1 protein-coding gene and 1 pseudogene are annotated in these 975 nt (G+C 44.3%); both read left to right on the forward strand.

Annotated features, from left to right (window positions below):
- Nucleotides 1–272 (forward strand): YqiA/YcfP family alpha/beta fold hydrolase (locus A3766_RS00920; RefSeq protein WP_304440915.1); only part of this gene is annotated, 272 nt, incomplete at its 5' end.
- Between the two features lie 118 nt (nucleotides 273–390).
- Nucleotides 391–975 (forward strand): annotated as a pseudogene (gene gcvT, locus A3766_RS00925) (glycine cleavage system aminomethyltransferase GcvT); the annotation flags it as partial.

Raw genomic sequence — 975 nt, forward strand, 5'->3', positions numbered from 1 at the left:
AGAATACTAACTACTACTCTGGCGAAACCTACACTGTATTACCTTCACATATGGATGAGTTAAAGTCTTTGGAACTAAGCCCTAAGCAGAATGCTTCGTTGGTCAGTTCGGATAATGTTTATATCATGACGCAAACCGGAGATGAGGTCTTGGATTTCGCACAGGCTTTAGCATGTCTGCCTAAGGCTAAACTCTGGGTTCAGGCCGGTGGTGATCATGCATTTTGTGATTTTGAAAAGGTTTTGCCTTCCCTGCAATACTTTCTTTTATAGTCAGCGAATCGTCGCTATTTATGCCTTATAAAATAATTGGTGGTTTTTTCCCCAGTCAATCAGGTAAAATGCCGCTCTAATTTTACTCTATTTATTCCTAACTTCTCGGAGAATGCTCTTGGGCTCAAAAACCGCATTATATGAGGTGCATCAGGATTCCGGTGCCAAGATAGTAGATTTTGGTGGCTGGGACATGCCTTTGCATTATGGCTCTCAAATTGAAGAGCATAAAATTGTGCGCCAAAGCGCGGGTATGTTCGATGTGTCGCACATGACAATTGTTGATGTACAGGGTAAAGACTCTCGTGACTATCTTCGTTATTTGTTAGCGAACGATGTCGACAAGCTGCAAGAAACAGGCAAAGCACTCTATAGTGGCATGTTGGATGAGAAGGGTGGTGTGATCGACGACCTGATTGCTTATCGTATGCCTAAAGACTATCGCCTAGTGGTTAATTGCGGTACGCGAGAAAAAGACCTGGCTTGGATGAACAAGCAGGCTGAAAAATTTGATGTGGAATTGATTGAGCGCCCCGAGTTAGCCATGGTGGCCATTCAAGGCCCCGAAGCTATACAGAACATTAAGCAGGCTTCTCCTGATAATGCCGAGCTTATCGATAGTTTAAAAGTGTTCCAAGGCTTGGAAGCTGGCGATTGGATGTTCTGTCGCACCGGCTATACCGGTGAAGACGGTTTGGAAGTC

The organism is Oleiphilus sp. HI0132 (assembly GCF_001635845.1).